Annotated in this window: 14 protein-coding genes; 10 read left to right on the top strand and 4 right to left on the bottom strand. The window is 70.5% G+C overall.

The features are described from left to right. The 7 genes from AB0P08_RS04720 (at position 1) to AB0P08_RS04690 (ending at position 7955) form a co-directional block, all read left to right on the top strand. Positions 1-969: a carbohydrate ABC transporter permease gene (locus AB0P08_RS04720; RefSeq protein ID WP_363588395.1), complete on the top strand. Its 969-nt coding sequence runs from the start codon at positions 1-3 to the stop codon at positions 967-969. Further along, entirely contained in the window at positions 956-1822 is an 867-nt protein-coding gene (locus AB0P08_RS04715) for a carbohydrate ABC transporter permease (protein WP_085604539.1), read from the top strand. The genes AB0P08_RS04720 and AB0P08_RS04715 overlap by 14 nt, the downstream gene beginning before the upstream one ends. Next, positions 1819-2502 (top strand): N-acetylmannosamine-6-phosphate 2-epimerase, encoded by a 684-nt coding sequence (locus AB0P08_RS04710; RefSeq protein ID WP_363588393.1) that lies wholly within the window; start codon positions 1819-1821, stop codon positions 2500-2502. The genes AB0P08_RS04715 and AB0P08_RS04710 overlap by 4 nt, the downstream gene beginning before the upstream one ends. Continuing rightward, the gene (locus AB0P08_RS04705; protein ID WP_363588392.1) at positions 2499-3410 is read left to right on the top strand and encodes an ROK family protein; all 912 of its coding nucleotides are present in this window, start codon (positions 2499-2501) and stop codon (positions 3408-3410) included. Before AB0P08_RS04710 ends, AB0P08_RS04705 begins: the two co-directional genes overlap by 4 nt. Positions 3411-3481: 71 nt before the next feature. Next, positions 3482-4105 carry a PadR family transcriptional regulator gene (locus AB0P08_RS04700; protein ID WP_363588390.1) on the top strand — a complete coding sequence of 208 codons (624 nt, stop codon included), beginning with the start codon at positions 3482-3484 and terminating at the stop codon, positions 4103-4105. Between the two features lie 45 nt (positions 4106-4150). Beyond that, positions 4151-5881: an ABC1 kinase family protein gene (locus tag AB0P08_RS04695; protein ID WP_363588388.1), complete on the top strand. Its 1731-nt coding sequence runs from the start codon at positions 4151-4153 to the stop codon at positions 5879-5881. Between the two features lie 115 nt (positions 5882-5996). Continuing rightward, a complete protein-coding gene (locus AB0P08_RS04690; protein ID WP_363588386.1) occupies positions 5997-7955 on the top strand; it encodes a BCCT family transporter in 1959 nt (652 codons plus the stop codon). Between the two features lie 18 nt (positions 7956-7973). Here AB0P08_RS04690 and AB0P08_RS04685 read toward each other — a convergent pair whose 3' ends face one another. Next, positions 7974-9557: an SDR family oxidoreductase gene (locus AB0P08_RS04685; protein ID WP_363588384.1), complete on the bottom strand. Its 1584-nt coding sequence runs from the start codon at positions 9555-9557 to the stop codon at positions 7974-7976. 118 nt (positions 9558-9675) lie between these two features. Here AB0P08_RS04685 and AB0P08_RS04680 point away from each other — a divergent pair, with 118 nt between their 5' ends. Beyond that, on the top strand, positions 9676-10899 hold the full coding sequence (locus tag AB0P08_RS04680; RefSeq protein ID WP_363588616.1) for an MFS transporter: 1224 nt from the start codon (positions 9676-9678) through the stop codon (positions 10897-10899). On the opposite strand, the gene AB0P08_RS04675 is transcribed toward AB0P08_RS04680, so the two are convergent. Both AB0P08_RS04675 and AB0P08_RS04670 read right to left on the bottom strand, forming a co-directional pair. After that, complete coding sequence (locus tag AB0P08_RS04675) at positions 10896-11441, bottom strand: MarR family winged helix-turn-helix transcriptional regulator (protein ID WP_232089158.1); 546 nt, start codon at positions 11439-11441, stop codon at positions 10896-10898. The genes AB0P08_RS04680 and AB0P08_RS04675 overlap by 4 nt on opposite strands. Beyond that, the gene (locus tag AB0P08_RS04670) at positions 11438-11674 is read right to left on the bottom strand and encodes a hypothetical protein (RefSeq protein ID WP_187663005.1); all 237 of its coding nucleotides are present in this window, start codon (positions 11672-11674) and stop codon (positions 11438-11440) included. Before AB0P08_RS04670 ends, AB0P08_RS04675 begins: the two co-directional genes overlap by 4 nt. Before the next feature lie 128 nt (positions 11675-11802). Here AB0P08_RS04670 and AB0P08_RS04665 point away from each other — a divergent pair, with 128 nt between their 5' ends. Both AB0P08_RS04665 and AB0P08_RS04660 read left to right on the top strand, forming a co-directional pair. Beyond that, complete coding sequence (locus tag AB0P08_RS04665; RefSeq protein ID WP_187663006.1) at positions 11803-12249, top strand: MarR family winged helix-turn-helix transcriptional regulator; 447 nt, start codon at positions 11803-11805, stop codon at positions 12247-12249. A gap of 69 nt (positions 12250-12318) precedes the next feature. Further along, positions 12319-12645 carry a DUF7882 family protein gene (locus AB0P08_RS04660; RefSeq protein ID WP_187663007.1) on the top strand — a complete coding sequence of 109 codons (327 nt, stop codon included), beginning with the start codon at positions 12319-12321 and terminating at the stop codon, positions 12643-12645. 169 nt (positions 12646-12814) lie between these two features. On the opposite strand, the gene AB0P08_RS04655 is transcribed toward AB0P08_RS04660, so the two are convergent. Continuing rightward, on the bottom strand, positions 12815-13567 hold the full coding sequence (locus AB0P08_RS04655; protein ID WP_187663008.1) for an SDR family NAD(P)-dependent oxidoreductase: 753 nt from the start codon (positions 13565-13567) through the stop codon (positions 12815-12817). Positions 13568-13594: the final 27 nt, after the last annotated feature.

The following is a 13594-nucleotide window of genomic DNA, read 5'->3' as shown; positions in this document are numbered from 1 at the left end:
GTGACCACGGCAACAGCACCCCGGGTCCGGCAGGAGAACGCTCCTGCCGGACCCGGCGCTCCCGTCCGGCGGCGCCGCAGCCGCCGGACCACGCTGATCGGCCTGGCTTTCGCGTCGCCGTTCATCGTCGGCTTCCTGTTCCTGTTCGCCTATCCGATCGCGGCGTCGGCGTACTACAGCTTCACCGACTTCAACCTGTTCCAGGCGCCCGAGTGGGTGGGGCTGGACAACTACACCCAGATGTTCGCCGACGGGGTGTTCTGGAAGTCCCTCGCCAACACGGCCGTGCTCACAGTGTTCGGCGTACCGCTCGCGATCGGCATCGCCCTGGCCGGTGCGCACCTGCTGAACACCCCGGTGCGGGGCCAGCCGCTGTATCGCGCGCTCGTGTATCTCCCGTCGATCGTGCCGGTCGTCGTCGGCGGCTACCTGTGGCGCTGGCTCCTGAACGCCCAGTACGGCTTCATCAACCACTTCCTGTCGTGGTTCGGCATCGAGGGACCGGCCTGGCTGCAGCAGCCGGAGTGGACGAAGCCCGCCATCATCCTCATGTCGTTGTGGACCGTCGGCGGCACGATGATCATCTACCTCGCCTCCCTGCAGGAGGTGCCGAAGGAGCTGTACGAGGCGGCCGAGCTCGACGGCGCAGGCGCCTGGCGCCGATTCACCAACGTCACCTGGCCCACGGTCTCCCCGGTCACCCTGTTCCAGGTGATCGTGAGCATCATCGGATTCCTGCAGATCTTCACGCAGCCGTACATCCTGTCGCAGGAGCGCCTCAACCAGGCGGGGTCGGGCCCGGGGCAGTCGATGCTCTCGTATGCGATGTACCTGTACCAGAACGCCTTCGTGTTCCTGAAGATGGGCTACGCCTCCGCCATGGCGTGGACACTGTTCATCGTCACGCTCGTCGTGAGCCTCATCGTGCTCGCGACCTCGAGGAAGTGGGTCCACGATGGCGCACGCTGACATCTCCGCTCCGGTGCGCCGCCCCCGTCGCACCCGCCGCACGCTCCGCCGCGTCCGGCAGCAGATCGCGGTGACGCTGCTCGCGCTGCTGTTCCTGTTCCCGTTGCTGGTGATGCTGTCGACGGCGTTCAAGACGCCAGGCGACGTGTTCTCCTCGCCGCCCACCCTGCTGCCCGCCGAGTGGACCACGGCCAACTTCGCCGAGGCGTTCGCGCAGATCCCGGTGTGGCGCTACCTCGCCAACACGCTCTTCGTCTCGGGCATGAGCATCCTCGGCACGGTCATCTCGTGTCCGCTCGTCGCTTACGCCCTCGCGAAGGTGAAGTGGCGCGGTGCCCGGCCGCTCCTGATCCTCGTGCTCGCCACGATGATGCTGCCGCCGCAGGTCACGCTGATCCCGCTGTTCCTCGTGTGGAACGGGCTGGAGGCGACGAACACCTACCTCCCGCTCATCGTCCCCGCGTTCCTGGGCACGCCGTTCTTCATCTTCATGATCCGGCAGTTCCTCCTCGCGGTACCGGACGAGCTCATCGAGGCCGCCCGTCTCGACGGCGCCTCGGAGTTCCGCACCTACGCGACGATCGTCCTTCCCCTGGCGCGTCCGGCCATCGTGACCGCCGCGATCTTCCAGTTCGTCTGGGCGTGGACCGACTTCCTCAATCCCCTCATCTACCTCAACGACCAGTCGACGTACACGCTGTCGATCGGTCTGTACGCCTTCTTCGGGGAGAACGACGTGGCCTGGGGGCCGCTCATGGCCGCGTGCGTGATGTTCACGCTCCCGGCCGTGGCGATCTTCCTCCTCGGTCAGAAGTTCTTCATCGGCGGCGCCAGTGCAGGAGCCCTCAAGTGACCCACGATTCCCTCGATCTCCTCCGCGGCCGGCTCGTCGCCTCGGTCCAGGCGTCCACGGGCGCCCCCGCCAGGGACACCCACGTCATCGGTGCGCTCGCCGAGTCTGCGCTCCTCGGCGGCGCGAGCGGTCTGCGGCTCAACGGGCCGGACGACATCCGCCGGGTGCGTCCGGTCACCGACGTGCCGATCATCGGACTCCACAAGATCTGGAACGGCGTCCGCAACGTCATCACCCCGGAGCTCGCGCTCGCCGCGGGGCTGGCGGAGGCCGGGGCCGACATCATCGCGGTGGACGCCACGACGGAGCAGCTCGGCACGGACTTCCGGCTCATCGGGGAGATCGCCGCGGCGACGGGGCGACCGGTGATGGCCGACGTGTCGACGGTCGCGGAGGGCGAGCGCGCATGGGCGGCGGGGGCGGCGGTCGTCGGCACGACCCTGTCCGGCTACACCCCGCACTCGCCGCCCCAGGACGAACCGGACCTCGACCTCGTGGCCGCCCTCGCCGCCGCCGGGATCCCGACCATCGCCGAAGGTCGCTACCAGTCGCCCGCACAGGTGCGGTCGGCGTTCGACGCCGGGGCCTTCGCCGTCGTCGTGGGCGGAGCGATCACCGATCCCATCGCCCTCACCCGCCGCTTCGTCGCCGCGACGCCGGCTGCCACGGAGCGAGCGTGATCGTCGGGGTCGACATCGGCGGCACGAAGATCGCCGTCGCCGGGTTCCGGCAGGAGCCGGACGGCGGACGCCGTCGCGTCACCGCCGTGCGCACCCTGTCCACTCCGGCCAGGGAGGGCGGCGAGGCCATCGTGCGGGCGGTCGTCGATGCGATCGACATGGTCCGCGGTGCGGAGCGGGTCGCGGCGGTCGGTGTGGGCACCGCCGGGGTCGTCGATCAGGACGGCGGCATCACCTCGGCGACCGATGCGATCAGCGGCTGGGCGGGCTTCCCGCTGCGCGCGGCGCTCATCCCCGCCCTCGATGTGCCGGTGGCGGTCGTGAACGACGTGCACGCGGCGGCGGTCGCGGAGGCCGCGGCAGGGGCGGGTCGGGGAGCGTGCGGGCTGTTGATGGTCGCCGTCGGCACCGGCATCGGCGGAGCCGTCGTGCTCCCGGACGGTCTCCGCGCGGGCGTGACCGGCACGGCGGGGTCGGTCGGGCACACCGAACTGGCCCTCCCTCCGGAGCTGGCCGGGCGTCGCTGCGGCTGCGGAGGAGTCGGACACGTCGAAGCCGTCGCCTCCGGCCCCGGGCTGGAGCAGACGTACCGGGAGCGCACGGGCACGGCGCTCACGCTGCGGGAGGTGGACGCGGCCGCTCGCGCCGGTGACGCGATCGCCGAGGAGGTGATCGCGGAGGGGGCGCGGTTCCTCGGTCGCGCGCTGGCCGGGGCGCAGGCGCTTCTCGACGTCGAGGTCATCGCGGTCGGCGGCGGCGTGGCGGCCATCGGGGAGCGCTATCTCGCCGAGGTCGCCCGCGCGTACCGGGCGGCGGCGATGCCGGGCCCGACGGCAGCCCGCGTGCGACCCGCGGAGCTCGGGATCGATGCGACCGTCACCGGGGCTGCGGTGCTCGCGCCGGTCTGAGTCCGGATTCCCACCCCGCGTTCAACGTTAACGATATATCGTTGAGTATCGTTCACGACTGGGAGGTCATCATGAACAACGCATTCCCCTCCACCCCGTTCGGCGGGAACGGCAACGGCAGCAACGGCGGCGATTTCGTCGGCGGCCTCGGCAATCTCTTCGGCGGCTCGCAGGGTCCGGCCGGAGCGCTGTTCGAGGCGATGGACCAGCTGCGCAAGTCTTTCGAGTCGCGCCCCTCCGGCGGATCCCGCATGGCCCGCGGCGACGTGCGCGCCGCCGTCCTCTCGCTCCTCACCGAGCGACCGATGCACGGCTACCAGATCATCAACGAGATCGCCGAGCGCAGCGGCGGCACCTGGAAGCCGAGCGCAGGCTCCGTCTACCCCACCCTCCAGCTCCTCGCCGACGAGGGCCTGATCGAGGCCGAGGAGCAGAACGGCCGCAAGACCTACGCTCTCACCGAGGCCGGCCGTGCCGTCGCCGCGGAGAGCACCGAGACCCCGCCGTGGGTGCCGTCCTCCGACAAGGACCGCAGCCGCGACGCCCGGTACAGCGCCCTGCCCAAGGCCGGGGTCGACCTCGCCGCCGCGGCCGCACAGGTCGGGCGCAGCGGCTCGCCGGAGCAGGTGCAGCAGGCCATCGAGGTGCTCGACGAGGCCCGCCGTAGGCTGTACACGATCCTCGCCCAGGACTGACCGCGTCGTGCGGCGTCCGGCGCGGAACGGCGGAAGGATGACGCGATGACGGCAGCGGCGGCGCAGGGCCCTCATCGCGCCCGGTACCGCCGCATCCTGTCCTTCGCGAGCCGCGAGTTCGTGGCGATCTGGTGGTTCGAGCTCGTCCTTCCGCGGTTCGGGCTGCGCGGTGTCGCCGAGCGTACCCGCGCCCGCCGCATGCAGCGGTTCGCGCGGCGGTTCCATGCGCTCGCCGTCGAGCTCGGCGGCCTCATGATCAAGGTCGGGCAGTTCATGTCCTCGCGCCTCGACGTGCTGCCGCCCGAGATCACGGCGGAGCTGGAGGGGCTGCAGGACGAGGTCCCGGCCGTGCCCACGCCGCAGATCCGGGCGCTCGCGGAGGCCGAGCTGGGCATGCCGCTCGAGCGTGTGTACACCTGGTTCGACGACACCCCGGTCGCGGCCGCATCCCTCGGCCAGGTGCACCGCGCCCGCCTCTCGTCGCTCGATGCCGAGGACACCGGGCTCGACGAGGTCGTGGTCAAGGTGCAGCGCCCTGGCATCGACGAGATCGTCGCCGTCGACCTCGCCGCCCTCCGCCGGGTCGCGCGGTGGTTGACCCGGGTCCGGATCGTCGCCGACCGGGTCGACGCCCCCGCCCTCGTCGAGGAGTTCGCCGTGACGAGCCTCGAGGAGATCGACTACCTCCACGAGGCCCGCAGCGCCGAGCGGTTCCGCGAGAACTTCGCCGACGACCCGCGCGTGGCCGCCCCCGAGATCGTCTGGGAGCGTACGACCCGACGGGTGCTCACGCTGTCCGACGTGACCGCGATCAAGATCAACGACACCGCGGCTCTCCGGGCGGCCGGCATCGACCCCTCCGCGGTCGCCGACGCTTTCGCCGAGGTCATGTTCGACCAGGTCTTCACGCACCGGTTCGTGCACGCCGACCCGCACCCCGGCAACATCTTCGTCACGCCGGTCCCTTCGACGGGCTCAGGGACCCAGGGCGGCTCAGGGACCCAGGGCGGCTCAGGGGCTCAGGGGGGCTTCCGGCTCACGTTCATCGACTTCGGCATGATGGCCGAGGTCTCCGACAACCTCCGGCAGGGACTGCGGACGCTGCTCATCGCGGTGACCGCGCGGGACAGCCGGGGCCTGGTCCGCGCCGCGAAGGAGATCGGCGTACTCCTGCCGACCGCCGATACCGGCGAGCTGGAACGGGCGCTGACCGCCCTCTTCGCGCGCTTCGGGGGGATGGGCTTCGCGGAGCTGAGCCGCGTGGACCCGCGGGAGTTCACCGACTTCGCCGAGGAGTTCGGTGACATGGTGCGCCGGCTCCCGCTGCAGCTCCCCGAGGACATGCTGCTCCTCATCCGGGCCGTGTCCCTCACCTCCGGCATGTGCAGCGCCCTGAACCCGGCGTTCAACGTGTGGGACGCAGCCGAGCCGTATGCCGCGCGGCTGCTCCGGGACGAGTCCGGCACCCTCATGCAGGACATGGCGGAACAGGCGATGGCGAACGCGGCCACGACCTGGCGGCTCCCGAAGCGCATCGACGACATCATCACCCGCGTCGACGACGGCAATGTGTCCTTCGACACCTCCCGACTGGAGCGGCGGCTCGACCGGCTGGAGGGCATCGCGCGACGGATCGCCTCCGGGGTCCTGTTCGCGGCGATGCTCGTGGGCGGGGCGCTGCTCGTCGGTCCGCTGCCCCCGCTGGGCATCACCCTGCTGTGGGTGTCGGTGCTGCCGCTGCTGGGCGCCCTCTTCCTGGGTCGCCGCCCCCGCTGACCCCACTCGACAGCCCCGCCAGAACAGGCGAACGCGCGGGATCAGGCACTCCCGCGGGAGACGCCTGATCCCCCCGCGTTCGCCTGAGCCCGCGCAGGTGGAAAGATGGTCTCTCATGGACACGCCTGACGAGAAGCCCGCCGAACGCTCCGCAGGATCGACCCGTCCGCGCACCGACGCCGTCGTGACCGGGACGCACCGCCAGGCCGCGAAGGCCTCCGAGACCGCGCGCAAGATCGTCCGCGACATCACGACGGTCCCGCCGCGCAGCGTGCACCCGGCGCTCGTGCCCGGTGTCTCGGTCGAGGAGACGGGGCGCACCTACCGCACGGACCCGCTGGTCTTCGGCGTCGCCGCCGCGTTCGCCCTCGCCTTCATCGCCTGGGGCGTGTTCGCGGGGGACAACCTCGCCGGCACGACCAGCACGGTGCTGGCCTGGGTGGTCGAGTACTTCGGCTTCTTCTTCACGACCATCGCCACGATCATCCTCGTCTTCATGCTGTTCGTCGGGTTCAGCAAGTACGGGCGCATCCCCCTCGGCCGCGACGACGAGGAGCCCGAGTTCTCGATGTTCTCGTGGATCTCGATGCTCTTCGCGGCGGGCATGGGCATCGGCCTGGTGTTCTGGGGCGCCGCCGAGCCGCTGACGTTCTTCGAGAACCCGCCGCCCGGCACCGTCGAGGCGAACACCCTCGAGGCCATGCACACCGCGCAGACCCAGGTGCTGTACCACTGGGGCCCGCAGGCCTGGGCGTTCTACGCGCTCGTCGGTGGAGCCATCGCCTACGGCGCCTACCGCCGCGGTCGTACGCCGCTGATCTCGTCGATCTTCGCCCCGCTGCTGGGCGAGAACCGCACGACGGGTCCGGTCGGCCGCACGATCGACATCTTCTCCATCATCGTGACGCTGTTCGGCACGGCCGCCTCGCTCGGCCTCGGGGCGCTGCAGATCGGCCACGGCGTCGAGATCATCAGCGGAGCCGGACCCCTCGGCAACGGCATCCTCATCGCGGTCATCGCCGTGCTCACGGCGTGCTTCATCGCCTCCGCCGTGTCGGGCGTCTCCAAGGGCATCCGCGCGCTGTCGAACATCAACGCCGTCGTCGCCATCCTGCTGGCGTTCTTCGTCTTCTTCGTCGGTCCGACGCTGCTGATCCTCAATGTCATCCCGTCGGTCGCGGTCCAGTTCCTCGGTGACCTGCCGACCATGATCGGCCGCTCCGCCTCGCAGGGTGAGGCCGCGCAGGCCTTCCTGTCGAGCTGGACGATCTTCTACTGGGCGTGGTGGATCTCGTGGTCGCCCTTCGTCGGGATGTTCATCGCGAAGATCTCGCGCGGCCGCACGCTCCGTCAGTTCGTGTCGGTCGTCATCGTGGTGCCCTCCGCGATCTCGCTCGTGTGGTTCGCGATCTTCGGCACCACGGCCATCCAGCAGCAGATGGACGGCGCGGGCCTCGTGGTCGACCCGCCGGAGGAAGTGCTGTTCGGGGTACTGGAGAACCTCCCGTTCCCGCTCGTGACCAGCATCGTCCTGATCATCCTCATCGCGATCTTCTTCATCACCGGCGCCGACTCCGCCTCGCTCGTCATGGGCACGCTGTCGCAGCAGGGCCGCCCGGAGCCGTCGCGCTGGGTCGCCGTCGTCTGGGGTGTGCTCGTGGGCGTGATCGCCGCCGTGCTGCTGGTCAGCGGGGCCGAGGGCAGCGGACTGCAGTCGCTGCAGAACGCGACGATCATCGCGGCTCTGCCGTTCGCGATCATCATGGCCTTCATGATGATCGCGTTCATGAAGGATCTGCGGCGCGATCCGCTGATCCTGCGCGACCGGTATGCTCGCGCCGCCGTCCGGCACAGCGTCATGGCCGGGCTCGAGGAGTACGGCGACGACTTCGCCCTCGTGCCCGTCGAGTACGACCACTCGGAGGACGACCTCGCCTGGATCGACGAGGACACCGTCGACGACACGCTCGCCGAGGTGTATGAGGCGGCGACCGAGGCGATCGACATCATCCCGCCGGCCGAGGTGGACGCCGCCGTCGAGGCCGCGATGGACGCCCCCGCCGACAAGGACTGAGCGCCAGAGCTCAGGCGCTCACGCCGGGTCAGGCACTTCCGCATGGAAGGCGCCTGAACCGGCGTGATCGCCTGACTCGGCGGCCGCGGTGATCCGTGCGGCCATGCCGGAGAAGATGAGTCCGTGGAAGGGCAGCACGGCGAGCCAGTACAGCCGGCCGAGGAGCCCGCGGGGGAAGAACACGGCACGCTGCTCGTAGCGGGCGCCCTCGCCGTCGGGCACCGCGCGCAGTTCGAGCCAGGCCTCGCCCGGCACCTTCATCTCCGCGCGGAGCCGCAGCAGATGCCCTTCCTCGGTCTGCTCCACCGCCTCCACGCGCCAGAAGTCGATCGCATCGCCCACCCGGGCGGCGGTGCGGCTGCGGCGTCCCCGGCTGAGGCCCACGCCGCCGACCACGCGGTCCATGAGCCCCCGCACCGCCCAGAGCAGTGGCGACGAGTACCACCCGTTCTCCCCGCCGATCCCGAGGATGACGCGCCACAGCTCCGCGACGGATGCGCGCGTCGCGACCGACCGCTTATCCGTGAAGACGGTCCGTCCCGCCCAGTCGGGGTCGCTCGGCAGCGGGTCGCTCGGCGCTCCGGTGACCTCGGCATCCTGCCAGCTCGTCTCCACGGCGTCCGCGTCCACCCGGCCGAGGGCCAGCGCCACAGACCGGCGATACGGCGTGAGGCCGCCCTCGGGCCGCGGGATGAGTGCGTCGACGGCATGATCCTTCATGATGCACTCGTTCTGCAGCGAGGCCACCAGGGGCCGGGCGATGGAGCGCGGCACCGGCGTGACGAGGTTCACCCAGTGCGACGCGAGCTCCGGCGTCAGCACCGGAAGGGCCGCGATGGCGCGCTGCCGCAGACCGACCTCCACCGCGTACCCGTTCATCATCTGGCCGTAGCGCAGCACATCCGGTCCGCCGATGTCGACGGCGCGATTGACATCCGCGTCGACCCGCGCCGCGCCGAGCAGATAGTGCAGTACGTCGCGGACGGCGATGGGCTGGATCCGGTTGCGCACCCACTTCGGCGCCGGCATGTACGGCAGCACGTCGGTGAGGTGCCGGATCATCTCGAAGGACGCCGAGCCGGAGCCGATCACCACGCCCGCCTGCAGGACGAGGGTGGGCACCCCGGACTCCAGGAAGATCTCGCCGACGTGGACCCGGGAGCGCAGGTGCGGGGAGAGCTTCACGTCGTCCGGGTGCAGGCCGCCGAGGTAGACGATCCGCCGGACCCCGGCTCGGGCAGCCGCCGTGGCGACGGTGGTCGCCGCGCGCTCGTCGCTCTCCTCGAAGCCCTTGCCGGCCGACATGGAGTGGATGAGGTAGTACACGACGTCGACGTCGTCCATCGCGGAGGCCACGGCGTGCTCGTCGTCGGCGGACCCCTCGAAGATCTCGCACTCCTCGCCCCAGCCGAAGGAGGCGGCACGAGCGGCATCGCGCGCGAGGACCCGGATCCGGTAGCCGGCGTTCAGCAGGCGCGGTGTCAGGCGGCCGCCGATGTAGCCGGTGGCGCCGAGCACGAGCGCGCGCGGCGCGGAGCCGTCGCCGCGCGGGATCGGCCGCAGGGCGTCCTCGCGACCGGTGGGCTGGGTGAGCTCGCTCATGCTCCGAGCGTAGATCCCGGGGCCGACACGCGGAACGGGCTTGCGCCCCCAGCATCGCGCCGTGACGACACGCTCGCGAGCACCCCGGAGACACGGTACGGTCGTATCCGTGACTTCAATCGAATCGATTCGACGAGCACCCGCGGACCGTGCCACCCGTCGGGCGCGCATCGCCGTCTCGGCGCTGTTCCTCACGAACGGCGCCCTGTTCGCGAACATTCTGCCGCGGTACCCCGAGATCAAGGCCGCCCTCGGCCTCGACAACCTCGGCTACGGTCTCGCGCTCGCCGCCTTCCCCGCCGGCGCGATCGCGGCCGGACTCCTGGCGGCCACGCTGATCCGTCGCTTCGGGTCGGCGCGCATCGCGGTCATCGGCACCGTCCTCACGAGCCTCGGTCTGCTGTCGGCGGCGCTGTCCCCTACCGGCGTCCTCTTCGCGATCGCGCTCTTCGTCGGCGGTGCCTCCGACGCCATCACCGATGTCGCGCAGAACGCCCACGGCCTGCGCGTGCAACGGCGGTACGGACGCTCCATCATCAACTCCTTCCACGCCATCTGGTCCATCGGCGCGGTGCTCGGCGGAGGGATGGCGGCGGGCGCGATCGCGCTGCAGCTCCCGCTCGCCGTCCACCTGGGGATCTCGACCGCGGTGTTCGCCACAGTCGCCCTCGTCGCCCTCCGCTTCTGCCTGCCCGGCCGTGACGACGAGACGGAGGAGGACGCCGCGGCGGAACCGGAGGAGATCTCCGAAGCCGTCCGTCGCGGCATCCCGGCGCGGACGGTCGTGGCCGTGATCGCCCTGACCCTCATCGCGATGGCCGGCGCCATCGCCGAAGACGCCGGCAACTCGTGGGCCACGCTCTACCTCGGCGACTCCCTGGGGGCGGCAGCCGCGGTCGCGCCGCTCGGGTTCATCGCCCTCGTCGGCGCGCAGTTCGTCGGGCGTCTGCTCGGCGATCCGATGACCGACCGCTTCGGACAGCGCTGGGTGGCGCGGGTCGGCGGCCTCATCGCCGCCCTCGGGATGACCCTCGCTCTGCTGTTCCCGAGCGTGCCCGGCACGATCCTCGGGTTCGCGGCTGTCGGCTTCGGCATCGCCACCCTCATCCCCGCCGCGATGCATGCCGCCGATGAGCTCCCGGGGCTGCGGCCCGGTGTCGGGCTCACCGTGGTGTCCTGGCTGCTCCGGCTCGGCTTCCTGCTGTCGCCGCCGTTCGTCGGATGGCTGGCGGAGACGCAGAGCCTTCGCGCAGGGCTCGTGGTGGCGCCGGTCGCGGCGCTCGTGGCGGTGCTGCTCGCCGGCTTCCTGGACAAGCGGCGCCCGCGGAACGCGTTGGACTAGGCCGGCTCGTCCACGAGGTCGGCGCCGCTGTGCACGGCGTCCGCCTCGGCGGCCTCCTGGATCGCGGCGGTCATCCCGACGAGGAACCGCATCACGACCACGCGCTCGTCGTCGGAGAGGTCGTCCACGAGGGAGAGCATCCGGCGGTGCATCGCCCCGAGCGTCGCCCGCACCTCGTCGTCGCTGCTCACGGTCGGCACGACGATGCCGGCGCGACGGTCGGTGGGGTGGGGTTCGCGGCGCGCGTGCCCGCCCTTCTCCAGCCGGTCGATGAGTGTGGTCGTCGACGCCGTGGAGATGTCCAGCGTGCGGGCCAGGTCGATCGGGCGCACGATGCGTCCCGCCTTCTGCTCGCGCAGCAGGAACCGGAGGGCGACGAGGTCGGTCTCGTTCATCCCCATGGACGCGCGCGTGCGGGCGCGCATCGCCGTCTCGGCGCTGCGGTAGCGCCGCAGCATGTTGAGCACGTCGACCGTGGTGGCGCGCTCGCTGTCGGGGTACCAGTACCCGGAGGCGTGGAACTCGCCGGTGCTGTCGGTCACGCGACCTCTCCTTCGTCGCTGGAACCGGCCTCCCGCTCGAGCATCTCCATCGCGCCGGTCTCGACCTCTGCGGGGACGATGCGCAGGAGCCCACCCGTGATCGCGTCGGTCTCGGCGCTGATGATCTGCTCGATCCGGCGTCGCGAGACGGAGGGGAAGAGTTCCTCCAGACGGGCGAGCAGATCGGCGTAGCGGATGTACGACGCCTCCTCGAGACTCAGTCGCTCCGGCATGGCATCCTTTCGGGGGCAGGCTTCCATCTTCGCATCTCCGGAAGTCCTGATCGCCCCCGAATATCGCTAGTCAGCCTTACTGTCAGGCAGTCGAGGTACCATGGGAAGCGGGGAAGGAGGATCTCTGCATGGGGAACATCAGTACCGACGTCACGACCTCGGCGCTCGCGCGCGATGTCGACGATTTCCGTCGCGCCGACGCGCAGCTGAACCGCCGTCTCGCCGCCCGCCGCGAGCCCAACGATACCGACCGCGCGGCGATGCACTTCATCAGCACGGCGCCGGTCGAGAAGCCGGTCACTCCCCGCGATCTCGCCACGTACCTCGGCATCAGCACGGCCGCCGTCACGAGTGTCGTGCGACGGATGTCCGAGCGGGGGCAGATCGTCGTCGCCCCGCACCCCCTGGATGCCCGGTCCAAAGTTCTCCGTCCTTCGCTCCGTGATCTGCACGGTCACGGGGATGAGCTCACCCAGCGGGTCGCCGCCCTGGAGGAGGAGTTCTCCCCGGAGGAGGCCGCGGTGATCTCCCGCTTCCTGCGCCGACTCACCGACGAGCTCGGCGACCTTCCCTGATGGATTTGATTTAACTAGTTAAACTAGTAAACTATCCTCGTCCAGGTTTTCTGCCACGAGGAGAAGAACATGGGAACCCTCACCTACGCGAACCTCGCCGACCCGATCGAGATCGACGACGAGCTGCTCGCCCACCTTCGCGCCGCCACCGTGACCAAGCTGCGGCGCAACGAGCCGTTCGCGCTCACGGTGCAGACCGGCGCCGACCGCACCGAGACGCTGTGGATCCACGCGTCCATTCCGATCCGCTTCGTCGTCGAGACGTCGGTCACGCTCCAGCGGCCGCTGTTGGCCCGCCTCATGCAGGCCGCGGGCTCGACCGGCGGACTCGACCTCACCGACCCCGAGCTCTCGCTCGATGCGATGTCGCGCGAACTGCACGCGATGTCCGCCTGATAACGGAGGGGTGCACAACCTGCCTCATCGCCTCGGGATCCTCTTCAAGGGCTCTCGGATTCCCGGACGGTGACGGCTACGGCGAGAACGGAGCGGGGGCTCTGGATCGCCGACCGCGGCATCCGGCCGCCGGGATTCGGGTTCCCGGCAGCCGGATGCCGTTTCTTCGTCAGAGGGCGGTGTAGCCGCCGTCGACCAGGTGGTAGCTGCCGGTGATGAAGCTGGCCGCGTCGCTCGCGAGGAACACCACGAGGTTCGCCACCTCGTCCGCCTGGCCGAGGCGACCGATCGGGTGCTTCGACACGAGGAAGTCCTTCGCCTCGTCGCCCATGTTCGCCAGGAGCGGGGTGTCGATGAAGCCGGGGCCGACCGAGTTCACGCGGACGCCCTGCGCCGAGTACTCCAGAGCGGCGGTCTTCGTCATGCCGACGACGCCGTGCTTGGCGGTGACGTAGGCGGGGGAGCCTGCGAAGCCGACGCTGCCGAGGATCGAGGCGATGTTCACGACCGAGCCGCCGCCGTTGGCGAGGATCGACGGGATCTGCGCCTTCATGTTGCGGAACACCGCGTTGAGGTTGATGGCGATCACCTTGTCCCACGCGTCCTCCTCATAGTCCGCGGTGGGCGCGGTGGCGCCGCCGATGCCGGCGTTGTTGACGCCGATGCGGAGCGGGGCGAGCGAGTTGGCGAGCTCGACCGACGAGGCGATCCAGGCCGGGTCCGTCGCGTCGCCGACCGACGCCTCCGCGGTGCCTCCGGCGGCGCGGATCTCCTCGACGACCGCGTTCGCGTTCTCCGCGTTCAGATCGTTCACGACCACCGCCGCGCCGTTCTGCGCCAGCAGCAGGGCGACCGAGCGGCCGATGCCGCTGCCCGCTCCTGTCACGATCGCCGAGCGGTTCGAGACGTCGTACTGAGCCACTTTCGGGCTCCTTCCCGGGCGGGCGCG

Origin of the sequence: Microbacterium meiriae (assembly GCF_040686935.1) — a bacterium.
Lineage (GTDB): Bacteria > Actinomycetota > Actinomycetes > Actinomycetales > Microbacteriaceae > Microbacterium > Microbacterium meiriae.
Note: the sequence above shows the minus strand (reverse complement) of the source record. Positions and strands in the feature narration are given on the sequence as shown.